This is a genomic window from Alloacidobacterium sp., assembly GCF_035631355.1.
Classification (GTDB): Bacteria; Acidobacteriota; Terriglobia; order Terriglobales; family Acidobacteriaceae; genus Alloacidobacterium.
On the sequence record NZ_DASQIX010000064.1, the window covers coordinates 20097 to 33670 of the forward strand.

11 protein-coding genes are annotated in these 13574 nt (G+C 54.9%); 3 read left to right on the forward strand and 8 right to left on the reverse strand.

Annotation, left to right across the window (positions count from 1 at the left end):
• Window positions 1-84: 84 nt before the first annotated feature.
• From VEV40_RS11785 to VEV40_RS11815, 7 genes are all read right to left on the reverse strand, one after another.
• On the reverse strand, window positions 85-1671 hold the full coding sequence (locus VEV40_RS11785) for a DUF6600 domain-containing protein (protein ID WP_324832544.1): 1587 nt from the start codon (window positions 1669-1671) through the stop codon (window positions 85-87).
• A 132-nt stretch (window positions 1672-1803) separates the two neighbouring features.
• Window positions 1804-2430, reverse strand: coding sequence for a hypothetical protein (locus VEV40_RS11790; RefSeq protein WP_324832545.1), 627 nt, complete (start codon window positions 2428-2430; stop codon window positions 1804-1806).
• 49 nt (window positions 2431-2479) lie between these two features.
• Window positions 2480-2989 (reverse strand): crossover junction endodeoxyribonuclease RuvC, encoded by a 510-nt coding sequence (ruvC, locus tag VEV40_RS11795; protein ID WP_324832547.1) that lies wholly within the window; start codon window positions 2987-2989, stop codon window positions 2480-2482.
• Between the two features lie 227 nt (window positions 2990-3216).
• On the reverse strand, window positions 3217-4869 hold the full coding sequence (locus VEV40_RS11800; protein WP_324832548.1) for a B12-binding domain-containing radical SAM protein: 1653 nt from the start codon (window positions 4867-4869) through the stop codon (window positions 3217-3219).
• Window positions 4870-4886: 17 nt separating this feature from the next.
• Window positions 4887-5120 (reverse strand): hypothetical protein, encoded by a 234-nt coding sequence (locus VEV40_RS11805; protein WP_324832549.1) that lies wholly within the window; start codon window positions 5118-5120, stop codon window positions 4887-4889.
• Window positions 5121-5464: 344 nt separating this feature from the next.
• Window positions 5465-6235 carry a thiazole synthase gene (locus VEV40_RS11810; protein ID WP_324832550.1) on the reverse strand — a complete coding sequence of 257 codons (771 nt, stop codon included), beginning with the start codon at window positions 6233-6235 and terminating at the stop codon, window positions 5465-5467.
• A gap of 529 nt (window positions 6236-6764) precedes the next feature.
• Window positions 6765-7556 carry an ABC transporter ATP-binding protein gene (locus VEV40_RS11815; RefSeq protein WP_324832551.1) on the reverse strand — a complete coding sequence of 264 codons (792 nt, stop codon included), beginning with the start codon at window positions 7554-7556 and terminating at the stop codon, window positions 6765-6767.
• 47 nt (window positions 7557-7603) lie between these two features.
• On the opposite strand from VEV40_RS11815, the gene argJ reads away from it, so the two are divergent.
• The 3 genes from argJ (at window position 7604) to VEV40_RS11830 (ending at window position 11891) form a co-directional block, all read left to right on the forward strand.
• A complete protein-coding gene (gene argJ, locus VEV40_RS11820; protein WP_324832553.1) occupies window positions 7604-8824 on the forward strand; it encodes a bifunctional glutamate N-acetyltransferase/amino-acid acetyltransferase ArgJ in 1221 nt (406 codons plus the stop codon).
• Between the two features lie 202 nt (window positions 8825-9026).
• Window positions 9027-9833: a thiamine pyrophosphate-dependent enzyme gene (locus tag VEV40_RS11825; protein ID WP_324832554.1), complete on the forward strand. Its 807-nt coding sequence runs from the start codon at window positions 9027-9029 to the stop codon at window positions 9831-9833.
• A gap of 261 nt (window positions 9834-10094) precedes the next feature.
• Window positions 10095-11891, forward strand: a complete 1797-nt coding sequence (locus VEV40_RS11830; protein WP_324832556.1) for a capsule assembly Wzi family protein — start codon at window positions 10095-10097, stop codon at window positions 11889-11891.
• Between the two features lie 47 nt (window positions 11892-11938).
• Here the strand turns inward: VEV40_RS11830 and gpmI are convergent, their stop codons facing one another.
• Window positions 11939-13555: a 2,3-bisphosphoglycerate-independent phosphoglycerate mutase gene (gene gpmI, locus VEV40_RS11835; protein WP_349255859.1), complete on the reverse strand. Its 1617-nt coding sequence runs from the start codon at window positions 13553-13555 to the stop codon at window positions 11939-11941.
• Window positions 13556-13574 lie beyond the last annotated feature (19 nt).

A 13574-nucleotide genomic window follows, 5' to 3' on the forward strand; every position in this document is an offset into this window, starting at 1 on the left:
GTGCTTCTACCTAAAGGCGACTTAAAATGCAATAGAAAAGGCTGCCAAAAACATGCATGGCAGCCTTTTGGATATCGATCAATTTCAGTGCGGTCTTGCGCCACCTGATGGAGCGGACGGGGCCGGAGCAGACGCTGCCGGCGCGGACATTCGAGCGCCGGATGAATAAGACGGCGCTGACGGAGCCGAATAGTGGGGTGAGCCACCGCCCATCCCGCTGCTGGGAGCGGGGTGATAGGAAGGCGGCGGAGCCATTGTGCTTCTCGGCATGGAAGGCGCGATGGTATTGCGCGGCGCTCCACCAGCAGCTGGAATCCCTGAACCTGAGGGGTAGGTAGCGCGCAAGCCCTCATTCGGCAATGCTCCTGAGCGGAAACCTGTCTGAGCCGGAGGAACATAGCCGGACGCTACACTGAAGCTCTCTCCCAAAGGACCCGACATTCGTGGATGAACCGAGGTCTCAATCGGCTGAAGTGTTTTGCCATCAAACCTAATCGGAGTTGCAACCGGTTTCTCACCACCAGCAGTCCAGGGCTTGATTGTGCCTGGCGTAGGGGCGTGACCAACAGCGATCAATGCTTGCTGTGGAGGCATATGAACTGGCCCGCGCACAGGTGTAATAGGACGTTTTGGCACGACGTAGTTTGGCGGCATATTCCAGACGGTGGTAACCGGATACCAGCCATTTCCGTATGCGCCCCAGCCACAGTTACCGGGGAACCACATCCAGCCAGTGTTGTTAAACCAGTTCCAGGCGCCGCAATGATAGGGCAGCCAGCCCCACTGATAAGCCGAGATCCAGCTGTAGCCGCCGTAAGCTGGATAGTAGCCCCAATAGCCCGAACCGAACGGATCGAATCCCATGCCCATGCCAGCGGGCATCCAGCCGTAGCCGTAGCCGGGCATGTCATACCAGTTGCCATAAGCATCGAGATCGTTCCAGGCAGGGTCATCCGGATTTCCGCCCATGGCACGAGCCATCGTTGCCCGCGCGCCGAGTTGCGCCAGATGTTGGTCGCGGTCTGAGTTCCACTGATCCCAGGAATCCGCAGCAATGCTCTGCGCCACGTCATAGCTCGTCGTGTCTTTCATGTCGAGCGAGGCGGTTTCGCTGGTATGCGCATCGAGTCCACCATCGTTGCCGGTGTCGATGTGGACTTCTCCCTTCATGACGGCGATCTGCGCCGGGTTCTGGTCAAGCGCAACGCGAAAAATGCTGCTCTTGGTGGCTGAAACTGTATAAGGACCGATGCGGACGGCATACTTTCCGCCGCGGTTGTTGAACTCATAGTAGGTAAGGCCTCCGGCGGCCTCAACCTGGGTAACCGTGCTGCCCTCACTGGTGCGCTGCAGATGGTCGAAATTCATCGCGCTATTCGGCGTAATCCGAGCAACGCTGCCATCTTCAAACTGCACCTCAGCGCGGCCATCGCTCCCTGTCTTCAGGTGCATATCCTCGGTCACCGGCATATTGGAGTGCGCCTGGCCGAAGACAACGCCGTTGTTGTCGAGTATTTGGACTGTACCTTCGACGTCACTGATGCGAACGGCGCGAACATTGTTCATGTCCTGCGCATATGCGAACGATGTGATAGCTGCTGCGAGCAGCAATTGAAAAACAAAGCCGGTTCGAGACCAGCCTGTTGATTGAGAGTCTTCCGAGTGCCGCATGCGACATCTCCTTCCGGGCCCCTTCAATTTCCCCGCTCTATTAGAACACTGAAAACATGCCGAGGTCTCTATCTTTTTGACCTCGTCGTAACTCAACTTGGACGTAGCCAAAACCATAAAGTTGCAATAATTTCAGCCGGATTTGCCCTCGCTTTCGAGAAGCTGACGCGCCCTGAGGCGGGCCCGCGCAAGGATGCTGTCGTCCGCGGCAATGGCCTGCAACTGCGGTGCAATGTTCTGGATCTGCTGAGCCCGGCCTGCTTTCACCGCATCCTGAAGTTGCTCCAGTTCCGCGTCAAGGCCAAGGCGGTTGTGCTCATGCTCTACAGTAAGGCGACGGCCTTCTTCCAAGGTGAATGCAACCGCAATCAGGTCATCGGCGATCTTCATCAATTCCTGATCCTTGGACCAGTTAAACGTGCAGGATCCTTTGCCATCCGGACCGGTGTATTGCAGCGCCTTCTTACCGGTGAAAGCGACTTTGGACTTTGTGCTCTCGCAAGCCACGTTGAAGTAATTATGGGAGCGCGCGATCTTGAAGAGCCTACCCCGCAATGGCTCGTCAATTTTGATGTCAGCAGTCACTGGTTGAGGGGCGATGCCTTCCGAATCTGCAAAGGTAGCGCTTCCCGGCTTGGACTGGAAATGACCGGTGCCGTCTTCATTGATGTCGAGCACATAGCTGGCTGGCTGGAGTTGAGGGTTCTCAAAGATAAACCGGATGTGCGCGGTCGTGGGTTGCTGCGCTATAGCTGTCACACTTCCAAAGGCTAAATAGATCCATGCGGTCAAGATTTTCTTCATCGTTTTAACGACCGGCCCTTTGCAGTGTGAGGGTTTGGGAAGTGTGAACATGGCAAATGGCAATGGCGAGGGCATCGGCGGCGTCGGCCGGCTCAGGCGTGACGTCGAGTTGCAACAATCGCGTGACCATGAATTGCACCTGCTCCTTTTGCGCTAATCCGTAACCGACTACGGTGGATTTGATGGTGAGGGGTGCGTATTCGGCTACAGAAAGATTGGCATTCGCGGCTGCAAGCAGGGCCACTCCGCGAACCTGACCAAGTTTGAGCGCCGACTTGGCGTTCACAGAATAAAAAACTTCCTCAACGGCGACAATATCGGGCTGATAGGCAGTGAGGAGCGTGCTCAACTCCGCGTAGAGCAGAGCGAGACGATGCGGCAGCGACTCTCTCTTTGGAAGGCGGATGCCACCGCATCCGAGCGAGACCAGATGCGGCTCGCGGCAGGCGTCGTCCCACTCGACGATGCCGTAGCCGGTACACTCGGTTCCGCAGTCAATGCCGAAAACTCGCATCGAGGATGAGTTTAGCTGATGAGGGTGAGAGAGAACAGTGTTGCTATTGGTGCGGTGGGAGTGCGGAAGAGTATTGCGTTCAAGCCGGATAAAAGTCCGGGGCTAAAGCCCTTGATTTTTATACCTCTGACGCGGGGCTGAAGCCCCGCTCTTCTACCCGAAAAACAGATCCTTCGCTACGCTCAGGATGACAGCGTTTTTTTATATAAGCGAAATAGGAAACTAGATCAGGCGGGCTGCGGCACTTCGACGCCCAAGTCTTTCAGGAAATAGCTTCTGTTCCGCAGGACGTATTCGTTGCGAGCATCGAGCAGGTTTTCGACGAAGACGCGGCATTCTTCACGAAGTGCATCCTGGGAATATTTCGGCTTGCGGTCTTCGATAAACGCATAGACTAGGTCTTCGACGACTTCAAACAATACTTCGTTGCTCTGTCGGGTGATGCGCCTAAGCGTTTGTTTATACGCCTGAACGTCGGGCACCGATGGAAACAGGCGCTCGATTACGGCAAATTCTGACCAGGCGTATTTTAACTGTGGCGACAGCGCCTGCAGGCCGTGGATCCATCCGGTAATATTCAGCATCTCGTTGACGGCTACATAAAAGTCATAGAGGTGCGGGTCAAGAAAATCGTAGTCGGGGTGGCAGATGTCTCCGCGAAGGCGTCCCTGCTGCGCCAACTGGTCTTTGATGGGCGTGCCGTCATAAGGAATCATGCGGCAGAACTCGGCGGCCATATAGCCGTCTCCGACAATGCGGCGCAGGAAGGCGACGTTTTCGAGAATGGATTCGAAGGTGCTCGAGGGATCGAGCAGCATGAAACCAAAATCAAAGAGAATGCCCAGTTTTTTCAGGGAATCGACGGCGCGGATGTTCTGCTGGACAGTAATGGACTTGTTGAGGGTTACTAACCCTTCTTCGCTGCCGGATTCGAGGCCCATATAGACCAGATACATGCCTGCATCGCGCATCTCGGCGAAGAGTTCGGGGTCGATGGCGTCGGCACGGGCATTAATCTTCCAGAGAATGCGGCCCGGGAGATCCTGGCGGTAAAGCTCGGCGAGAAATTCGCGCGTCCAGCGATGCCATGCAGGACCGAATACCGGGAAATCATCATCCTGAAACAAGAAGAGGCTGATGCCACGCTCTTCGTGCAGCATTTTCATCTCGCAGGCGATTTCGGCGGGCCTTCGCGTCCTCACAACTTTTCCTGGAGCGCTGCGATAGAACATGTGGATGGAGCAGAAGGAGCACGTGCGCGCGCAGCCGCGGCTGGCAAGCATCTGCATAACGGGACGCCCGAGAATGATGTGCGGCTGGATGGCGCGGTCGGGATAAGGCAGCTCGTCGAGATCATGAACAAGAGCACGCATCGGCGTCGCCACGATGTAATTGCTCTGGCGGTAGGCAATGCCCTGAATTGAGCGCCAGTCCTGTCCTGTGGTGAGACAATCGACAAGTTCGAGCAGAGTCAATTCGCCTTCAAAACGGACAACGCTGTCCAGCTGCGGAGCGAGCTCCAGCGCGTGCTCATGGCTGAGGCTGGGGAAATGGCCGCCCATAGTGAAGTGCGCGCTGACGCCGTCGGCGCGCAGATGGCGCATCAGTTCTTCAAAGCGGAAAATGTAGAACTGGAAGATCAGTGAGAAGCCCACAAGCACGGGTTGCGCGCGCAGAACGGCGTCCCGGATTTTTTCGTATGGGTCCTCGAAATCCAGAATCTCAACCGGGTAGCCGCGCGCCCGCAGCGTGGAAGCCAGATAACCGAGGCCGAGGTTTCCCTGCCGCTTGAAGCCGACCAACACTACCGGGCGGGTGGTGTCACGCGGGCGCGCAAGCGTGTTCCCGAAGTCGGAGCACACGTTTAGTAGATCAGGCATAAGAGACAGGAACCGCTTTAGACTCCGCCCTGTGTTTTGCCGCCAATGATTCCGGCAATCTTGCCGTATGCGGCTCCCTTGATGTTGGCGATGGCGCCTACCGCTTCACTGATGACCGAGACAACGGCCTGTTGCCTTTCCTGCGGAAGCGAAGCAACGACGCGGTATATTTCCGGCCCCGGATCGCCTGGGTTGATTGGATTAAAGCGCAAAAACTCTTCGAGACGGAAAACTTCCTTTTCGAGTCCCATAAGTAAACCCTCCGGATATGGATCCAAAACAGCTAAAGCTGTAATTTGCATTAACGGATGAAATTCTGAAGAGGTGCAACTAAGACGCAAGACCCTGGGTTCGGCCCTGGAATTTGGCATTCCTTAGATTAGGGCATTAGAGTACCGCGGCTGCAGTTTGTCAATCTGGAATTTTGTGAATTTTAGAGGACGGGAATTCGTAGTCGCAGTCGATCCAGATCTCATAGCTTGTCTGGAAACATAGGGTGAGCCAAAGGTTAGCGTAAGCCTTACCGCAAAGGACGCAGAGAATCGCAAAGGTACGCAGAGGAGAAAAACTGCGGGGGGACAGTAGGCCTTGAACATTACCGCGAAATGCCTTCTAGTGGGGAACTTGCGGTTGCATATAACTTGCGTGCCATCCTGCCAGCTACATAAGCCTGTCGTCCGGCGAGCACAGCGTGCTGCATCGCCTCAGCCATGAGGATTGGGTTCCCCGCAGCGGCGATGGCGGTATTCATGAGCACACCATCCGCGCCGAGTTCCATGGCTAGAGCCGCATCGGAAGCAGTGCCTACACCCGCATCGACAATGAGCGGAACCTCGGTGATCATTTGGCGAAGGATTTGGAGCGTGGCCCTGTTCTGGATGCCGAGACCGCTGCCGATGGGAGCGGCCAGAGGCATGACTGCCGAAGCGCCGACATCGATAAGTCGTTTCGCAAAGACAATGTCATCGGATGTATAGGGAAGAACGGTAAAGCCTTCTTTTACTAATGTCCGAGTGGCTTCGAGGGTGGCTTGCACATCTGGATAGAGCGTTGCCTGATCGCCAATGACTTCAATTTTCACCCAGTCTGATAAACCGACTTCGCGCCCCAGGCGCGCTGCACGAATGGCTTCATCAGCCGTATAGCATCCAGCGGTATTGGGCAGCAGGAAGTAGCGCTGCGGATCGATGAAATCGAGCAAGGATTCTTTGGACCGGTCTAGATTGACGCGACGCACGGCCACAGTCACCATCTCGGCGCCAGAGGCTTCTATGGCAGCCTGCGTCTCCGGACCGTTCTTGTATTTGCCCGTGCCTACGATGAGCCGCGATTGAAAAGCTTTACCTGCGATGACGAGGGGTTCCATGGATTTATTGTAAAGCGGGTCGCGAGGGTAAGCGGAGAGGCAATCCCATTCATGCTCTGGAAGATAGGCGAGACAATATCGCCGATTATTTTGCTCTTACCCTGAAACCAGCCAAAAATTTCATCCTTGTGCTCTGTCATAGACCCTCTTGCAAAGACTATCGGCCAAAATGCACGAAGGCCCGCTCCCAGATTCGGCAAAGCGGGCCTTCAATAGCGGTGAACTGTTGAGATTGACCTGAGGCACCCTTCGATCTTTGAGTGGGCCTCGGCGAATGTGTTTGCGGTCGCCAGGACTAGAGCAAAGGGTGCTCTAAGCCTCAGTCACCTCACGTAGGATCGTGCAACTACTACCATCAGAACTTTTCATTGGCTGGATCAACCTCCTTTCCCGTGTACTTCAGACCATAAGACTGTGCGCTGAGGAAATCAAGTCGAGGCAGTGAGACATTTCGAGTTTGGGATAAGAAAACAGATCCTTCGGCTTCGCCTCAGGATGACAGCTTTTGCTTTTCAGGCTCATAGTGTACCTACCAACTGTGCCAATAGCCGTCGCGTTCAGTGAGCGCTACTTCCACTCCAAAAAGTTCGCGCAGTTGCTCCACCGTGATCAGCTTCTGCCGAGGACCGTCGGCGACGATGCGGCCAGAGCGCATCATGATGATGCGATCGATCTCGGGGAGAATGTCGGCCAGATGATGGGTGACAATGATGATGCCAGTCCCCTGCTGCGCGACGACGCGCAGAGCATCTCTTAGCTCGCGCTGGGCAGCGAGATCGAGGGCGTTCGATGGTTCATCAAGTAAAAGCATTCCCGGCTTATGAACGAGGGCGCGGGCGATCATGATGCGGCGCTGCTCGCCCGCAGACATTTCACCGACGAGCTTGTCGGCGAGATGTGTGGCCTCCATCAGCGCCATCGCCTCTTGGGCGCGTTTACGCATTTCTTCCGTAATGTGGAGATTGGGCCAGATGGTGGAGGCGGAGAAGAACCCGGCAACGACTACGTCACGACCTTTGGAGACAGGCGTGCGCTCGCCGGGCAGATCTGCGGACACGACTCCGAGATGCTGACGGAACTGCGAAACATCCCAGCGCTCGCGGCCCAACAGACGGCACTGCATTTCCGAGGTATGGATGGGATAGCACTCGCAGGTGATGGTCTTGATGAGCGTGGACTTGCCGCAGCCATTGGGGCCGAGGATAGCGACGTGCTCTCCGGTCGCAATCGAGAGGTTGATGTCATGCAGAACGACCGCTTCGCCACGGGCCACGCTGACTTGCTTCATGCGCAAAAATTCTTCAGGTTGTTTGATGGCCAATCTTTGTCCTTCCTGAATTGGTATCTTGATTAGAGTACAGACCTACAATGAATGATTCAGCCCTCATCCCTGATGAAGCTCTGCCTCTCGGCTTTCGCTTTGCTGCCGTGAAGGCAGGCATCAAGCCAAGCGGCAACGCTGATTTTGCTGTTGCCGTTGCGGACGCCGCGACCAGCGCTGCCGCCATGTTTACCAGCAATCGCGTAGTTGCCGCGCCGGTCATCGTGGACCGCAGGCATCTTGACCGCAGTGCTGGACACATGCGCGTGGTTGCGGTGAATGCGGGCAATGCAAACTGCGCGACCGGACAGATCGGTATCGATGCCTGTGAGCAGGTTTGCGCCGCTGCAGCGAAGACGTTCGAGTGCGAAGGGCACGAGATCTTCCCTTCTTCAACTGGAATTATCGGCGTGCTTCTGCCTGCGGAAAAGCTGATTGCGGCTATGCCGGAAATTGCGGCCAAACTTGGAGCCGCCGCAGAGAACTTCGCGCAGTTTGCGCGCGCCATCATGACGACGGACACGCGGCCGAAGACCGCATACGCATCCCTGAGCGTTAATGGCAAGGCGGTGCGCATTGCGGGCGTATGCAAAGGCGCAGGCATGATCCATCCGCAGCTTGTGCCTCACGCCACGATGCTGGTGTACCTGTTTATGGATGCCGCGATTGAGCCAGCGGACCTGGACGTATTGCTGAGGCAGAGCATTGAAGTCAGCTTCAATCGCATCTCGATTGACGGCGACACCTCAACCAACGACACCGTCCTGCTGCTGGCATCAGGCGCAAGCGGCATAAGGATTGAATCTGACAACGCAGAGTTTGTCGCGGCGCTCACCAAGGTCTGTACATCTCTCGCCAAACAAATCGTGGCGGACGGAGAGGGCGTTACGCATGTTGTTGAGTTGCAGATTGAAGGGGCTGCCTCAGACCGCGATGCGCTCAAGGTCGCAAAGGCAATTGCTCATTCACCACTGGTGAAGACGGCATGGGCAGGCTGCGATCCTAACTGGGGCCGTTTGATGGCAGCTGCCGGCTACTCCGGTGCGGAGATTGATCCGGAGCGAATAAGCATCTGGTTCGGCGAACAGGAAATATGCCGGAGCGGAGGACGGGTCCAGGATCTCGATGAAGCTGCGGCGCATGAATATCTCAAGTTACCAGAGTTCACTGTACGCATGGATCTGGGCATCGGCGACGGTCACTGCCAATTCTGGACCACAGACCTGACGGCAGAATATGTGCGCATCAACGCAGACTACTCGACTTGAGACGGACTGCATGAAGTGTTTTGTTGCGGATTGGCTGCACTGCAACAGAAAGAGTGCAGAGAGCTAAAGGCCGCGTCATTCCTTAGTTTCTGCGCTTTCAGAACGGGTCTTACACAGGCTTATTCACAATTCTGTTGAAAACCTTGCCGGATCGGGAGAGCCGAATCTGAAGATTTTGGGTGAGCTACAATTGGCCGGAGATATGCTGGAAAAATCAGTGGATGGCGCGCCGTCTATCATCAGCAGCGACAAATTGCGACAGCTTTACACGACGATGCTCAAATGCCGCATTCTCGAATCGCATGTGCGCAAGTTCAGCGGCGTTTCATCCTGGAAAGGGAGAGAGGCGGTTGCCACAGCCGCTGCCATCGACCTTCAACTTCACGACGCGATTGTGGCTTTCCCCAGTACGGTCATCCCTTCTTTTCTAAGGGGAACCGCGCTGCAATCGGTCCTGGATTCGCATTCTGCTGCACAGAAGCTAAATAAATCGCAGGCGGAGTGCGCTCTTGCGACTGGCATTGCCTATGCGCGCAGCGTGGAGAACAAGGAGAGCGTCACGGTTGCATTTCTATCAGACAGCCCGGAAAGATACGATGGCGGTCGCGAGGCTTTGCGATTCGCCGGGGAACACAAACTGCCGATTCTCTATCTGTATGGCGGACCGCTGCCGGATGCGATGCAGGCATACGCGTATGGCTTTCCCCTGATTCCGGTAGACGGCAATGACGTTGTCGCAGTTTACCGGGTTGCGCATGAGTGCTTAGTGCGCGCGCGGCAAGGAGGCGGGCCAAGCATGATTGCCCACAGCGGCTGTTCCAGGAATGGAGCACCTGCAAAGAATGATCCGATTCTCAAAATGGAGCGGTATCTGTCCAGGAAGGGCCTGTTTACGGATGAGCTGAAACTGAGGACGATCCGCGAGTTTGAGAAAGCAATAGCGGCGTCAAGAAAGGCTTCGGGTTCCCGAAAAATTCAGCAGGAATCTTTGCAAGTTTGCATTGTGTAGAATGAAATTCTGTTTAGGCCGCCTGCAAAAAGCCAGATGCCGAAGAACATCTGGAAAATAACCCAGTTTCATTGCCCTCTGTGAACCTGACATGGGTTCTCTGTCTTACAGCCAAGAGCAGAATTGGGCCGCTTGTCACGGCTGGTTCATTCATCTAGCCTTAAGGGAACGTCGTTACATTGATGGCACTTTTCGCAGTACTTTGCTGCAAACTGAGAATCCGAACCCCTGTCATTCGAGGTGCGAGTGAAATTTGTTTCCTTGATCTGTTTTTTGGCAGCGCTTGGCTTTCCGCTGCAATCCACATTCGCTCAGGAAAATCTGATCCAGCCCGCCACTACGGACACGAGTGCCGACGGCGGAACTCCGCAGCAGCCCATTCCACCCAACTACACCCCTGCTTCGCCAATAACGTACATCAGCACTGTTGGATCGCCGTATATTCCGCTAGACAACTGGGTGTATCCGGCGCTGGTTCGACTGCAAGGGCTGGGCTATCTTGATACCGCATTTCTTGGATTACGCCCGTGGACGCGCCTGAGCGTGCTGCACATGCTGCAACGAACGGCAGACAAGATCGACGCCGACACAAATAACGACGAGGCGCGCGAAATCTATCTCAGGGTCCTGCACGAGGTCGCTCCGGGACTTGAGAACAATTTTGGCCAGCGCACTGCGCGCGCTGAATTTGAGAGCGCCTACACGCAACTACGCGGCATTAGCGGAACCCCGCTCGTTGACAGTTATCACTTAGGGCAGACTGTTGTTAATGACTATGGGCGTCCCTCCCAGGAGGGCTTTAACAACTACACAGGCGCGAGTGCATACAGTACACTGGGCCGCTTTGCGCTATACTTCCGTGGCGAGTATCAACATGCGCCCAGCGCCACGGGTTACTCACCGGCATTGTTCGCGTTTCTCTCTAATTTAGATCAGGGAATCCCAGTCGCATCGAACCCTAAGCAGGATACGATTCCGCTCGGACCAATCCCAACGACCAATACTTTCAGCGTCAGAGAGGCATATCTCTCGTACAACATTCTGAATCACGAAATTTCATTTGGTAAGAGCGATCATTGGTGGGGACCAAACCAGAGTGCCAGTTTTGCATTTAGCAACAACGCGGAGAATATTTATGCATTTCAGATCGATCGCACTGAACCCTTGCGCATTCCCTGGCTGTCACGCCTGACTGGTCCATTCCGTTACGATTTTTTTGTCGGCAGCCTGAAGGGACATAGCTATCCGAATTCGCCCTGGATACACGCGGAGAAGATCAGCTTTAAACCAACAGAAAATCTTGAGTTTGGATTTGAGCGAACTGTTATTTGGGGTGGTAAGGGACACGTTCCGATTACGATCCACAGTTTCCTGAAGAGCTTCTTCAGCGTGACAAACGTATCTTTCGCGGAAAAAAATTCGCGTGATGACCCCGGCGCCCGCTTTGCCACATTTGACTTCTCTTATCGTCTGCCATTTCTGCGCAAGTGGCTCACTCTCTATACTGATTCGCTTGTGCATGACGATCTAAGCCCACCCAGCGCTCCACGGCGTTCGGCTTACATGCCGGGAATTTATCTATCTCATTTTCCGGGGCTGGAAAAGCTGGATCTAAGAGTAGAAGGCGGGACGACAGACACCGTGAGCACTGGAGGACCTAATTTCCTTTATAACGAAACAATTCAAAAACAGGGGTATACAAACAAGGGATTCATTATGGGTAGTTGGCTTGGCCGTCAATCCACTGGCGGGCAGGCTTTTCTCACATGGCACCTGTCGCCTCAGGAGCAGATACAGTTCAGCTATCGAACGATGAAGATACCGCAAGCCATTGTAAACTCACAGGGAGACGTGATCTCAAAAGGATTCCTACCCGGTGGAACGACCCAGAACGACTATCAATTCAATATCGTTAAACGCGTCCACAAAGACATTGAGATCAACGGATGGTTTCAACATGAGCGCTGGGTAGCACCCGTCTATAAAAGCGGGGTCCAGAATGATACGACGGTTGCAGCGCAGATCACATGGTATCCGCACGCGCAGAAAGTTTTTTAAAGAGTTCGGAATACTTAAGCCCTCATCCTAGATGAGGGCTTTTTTCTTCAGCCAACCAACTTGTTGATGGGCCGTCGTAGATCGCCCCCAGTCATCTGTTTTGGCTGATCGATACCGAGGATTCCGAGGAGTGTCGGCGAGATGTCACGCAATGAGCTGTTGGGCCTCAGCGAGTAGTTCCCGGCATCGTCACTCACCAATATGAATGGCACGGGGTTGGTCGTGTGCGCGGTATGAGGGCCTCCGGATACCGAATCAACCATCATCTCCGCATTGCCGTGATCGGCAGTGATGAGCAATGATCCACCTCTCTGGCGGATGGATTGATAAATGCGTCCGAGGCAGGCATCGACTGTTTCCACGCCTTTAATTGTTGGCTCCAGTTTGCCGGAATGGCCAACCATGTCAGCGTTGGCAAAGTTCACGACCACAAGATCGAAGGCAGTATCTTCGACGGCTTTCACGACGGCGTCGGCAATACCCGCCGCGCTCATTTCAGGCGCGAGATCATAGGTAGCCACTTTCTGTGACGGCACGAGCACGCGGTCTTCTCCGGAAAAGGGCGTTTCAATTCCACCATTAAAGAAGTATGTGACGTGTGCGTATTTCTCGGTTTCGGCAACGCGGAGGTTCCTCAGATTTGCCTGCGCCAGCATGTTTGCCAGAAGGTTCTCCATAGATTCCGGCAGAATGACCATCGGCAGTGTGAAGTTCTTGTCATACTGCGTCATGCAGACATAGTGCAGATTCTTCGGAACTTCGCTTCGTGGAATAGTTTCGTCCAGTTCGGCGGCATTGATGAGTTCCCTTCCGCCTTCTTTAGTGAAATTGCTGTTGCGTGCCAGAACGCGGGTAATCTGCCGCGCACGGTCGGCGCGGAAGTTAAACATGATGCAGACATCCTCGTCGCGGATAATTCCGTTGGGATGGCCATGCTCATCTACAACCACGAACGGCACTATGAACTCGTCGGTAACGCCGTTGTTGTAGGACTCCTTAATGCGCGCGATTGGGTCGCGGTGCGCGCCACCTTCGGCGCGGCCTTGCACCATCGCATCGAATGCCTTCTTTTCGCGCTCCCATCTGCGATCGCGGTCCATGGCATAGTAACGACCGGAAACTGATGCAATTTTGCCGACTCCGTATTCGCGCATCTTCTGCACAAGCGCGGCCAGATAGCCCGCGCCACTGGTGGGCAGGGTGTCGCGCCCATCCATGAATGCGTGCACAAGGACCCGCTCCACACCGTGCTGTTTGGCGGCCTTAAGCAGCGCGTAAAGATGCTCCTGGTGCGAATGCACGCCGCCATCTGAGAGCAGTCCAAAGAGATGCAACTGGCGGTTGCCTTCACGCGCTCTCTTCATGGCATCAGCAATCACGGGATGCGTGAAGAAATGGCCGCTGGCGATCAACTGGTCGATGCGTGTGATGTCCATCTGAACGATGCGACCCGCGCCGATGTTGAGATGACCTACTTCGCTGTTGCCCATCTGTCCGTCAGGCAGGCCGACGAAATGATCTGAGGCATGAAGCAATGTGCTCGGGTATTCGGCCAGCAGCTTGTCATAGGTGGGCTTGCGCGCCAGGGCAATGGCATTATTTTCAACCTGAGGGCGATAACCCCATCCATCCAGAATCGTAAGGATCAGCGGCCTTTTTTGAATCGACAACTTGTTCTCCCTG

Coding starts and splice junctions, on each gene's coding strand:
- VEV40_RS11825 (WP_324832554.1), top strand. CDS start 9,027: ATGCTGGAAAAATCAGTGGATGGCGCGCCGTCTATCATCAGCAGCGAC.
- VEV40_RS11805 (WP_324832549.1), bottom strand. CDS start 5,120: ATGGGACTCGAAAAGGAAGTTTTCCGTCTCGAAGAGTTTTTGCGCTTT.
- argJ (WP_324832553.1), top strand. CDS start 7,604: ATGAATGATTCAGCCCTCATCCCTGATGAAGCTCTGCCTCTCGGCTTT.
- VEV40_RS11800 (WP_324832548.1), bottom strand. CDS start 4,869: ATGCCTGATCTACTAAACGTGTGCTCCGACTTCGGGAACACGCTTGCG.
- VEV40_RS11810 (WP_324832550.1), bottom strand. CDS start 6,235: ATGGAACCCCTCGTCATCGCAGGTAAAGCTTTTCAATCGCGGCTCATC.
- ruvC (WP_324832547.1), bottom strand. CDS start 2,989: ATGCGAGTTTTCGGCATTGACTGCGGAACCGAGTGTACCGGCTACGGC.
- VEV40_RS11785 (WP_324832544.1), bottom strand. CDS start 1,671: ATGCGGCACTCGGAAGACTCTCAATCAACAGGCTGGTCTCGAACCGGC.